The organism is Candidatus Aquicultor secundus (genome assembly GCF_002791875.1).
In the GTDB taxonomy this organism is placed as follows: Bacteria; Actinomycetota; Aquicultoria; order Aquicultorales; family Aquicultoraceae; genus Aquicultor_A; species Aquicultor_A secundus.
On record NZ_PFNG01000243.1, the window covers coordinates 2335 to 3868 of the forward strand.

General features: G+C 55.8%; 1 pseudogene. It reads right to left on the bottom strand.

The window, feature by feature from the left end:
* Positions 1-386: 386 nt before the first annotated feature.
* Positions 387-1534: pseudogene (locus COY37_RS10370) on the bottom strand (site-specific DNA-methyltransferase); the annotation flags it as partial.

The following is a 1534-nucleotide window of genomic DNA, read 5'->3' on the forward strand; positions in this document are numbered from 1 at the left end:
TGAGCTTCTTTTTCCTCGCTATATTTAGCATTCTTGAGACCTTTATAGAAGCGTTCTGCATCCTTACCTTCAAGAGTGGGGGTCGGTTCGATTGGCTTCTTCCGTCTCATCGGTTCGAAGAAAGGGTGCCACGGGCTATCTCCTTCCGCACATTATCCCTAACACTGTTTGTAATGATCCGCATAATACTCCAAATTTACCACGAGTGCCATATAGATGCCTTCGGAATATCGCTGAAGGCATAGCCAGTGAGATACTAGGCTGTCTAGCCAAAGCACTGTTTGATTCTGGTCATGGTTTCTTATAAGAATCGGCATAACGGTTAAGCTCACATACCGACGTAATGGATCGAATTGAGCGCCATGTTTAGATACCGCTCACAATCTTCAAACTTCAATCACCTTCAACACTTCGTCGCCGTAGTGGTTGATGACCTTCACGGCGATTTTGCCTGATTCGGGCTTATCGAATGGGCGGCTGGTCGTGCGGTAGAGACTACTCCATGCCGCTTCGTCAATATCGGCGCGCAGGGCGCGTTTCAGTTTATTGTAAGGTTCGTCGGCCCCGGTGAAGTAGGCGTGGCGCACGAAGAAGCTTTCGCCGTTATAGTCGGTGTCGATGAACCAGCAGGCGATGTCGTCGGTGGAGTCGCTGCGAATTTGCCCGGTGGTTGGATCGTACACATCCACCCCTTTGATCTCGACGACGACCTGGCCGTCCTTCTGCACAATGATTTCCACATCGGGCTCACCGAAGACCATGAAGAGGTTGCCCGCGCCGGTCTTCTTAAGCAGTTCATCGCCCATCGCCAGGTCTGGGTTCATCTTGGCCGGCAGCACGGTCAGCTTGCCGTAGCGTTTCACCTCTTCGGCAACGTGCGGGTCGAAGGCGAAACCGCAAACGATCAGAATATCGAAGCCCACACCCTGCACAGCTTCCTTGGCGGCTTCCTTCACCTGCTGCGGGCCGACGGTGCCGTGCTCGGGGCCGATGGAGACGGCCACGCGCTTAGGTCTGCCGTCGGCGTCGGTGTACTCGCCCGCAGCATGTAGCCAAGCCCCGGCGTAGGGGTCAAGCCGGTCGAAGGTGAGTCGCTCGCCCTTGCGGGTGTTCTGCACGCCCGCTTTCTTGAGGTTATCCAGAATCATAGTGGCAAAGTCCTGCTGCTTGCGGGCTTCCTGCTCGCTCACCGTGCCGTCTTGATTCTCGTCGGCGGTGGAGAGCACGCGATGCGGCGACAGGCTTTCGACCGTGAAGGGGCCGCACACCCGCACCCGCTTGTTATCCGGGTAGGGCTGATCGTAGAGCGTTTCGGTGTCGGCATGGCGGGCGATGGCGGCATCGATCTGCTCACGTGTCATGCCTTCCTTGATGTCTGGGTTGTTGGCGATGGACTTGAGCGTAACGTGCGGTACACGCTTGTAGACAAAACCTTTGCGGATGTCGCTTTCAGTCTTATATTCAGGCGGCATCTTGCCGGTCAGTTCCGTTTCCTTCTTGATGCCCTCGGGAGAGTCGGCCAGCAGGTAGTAGG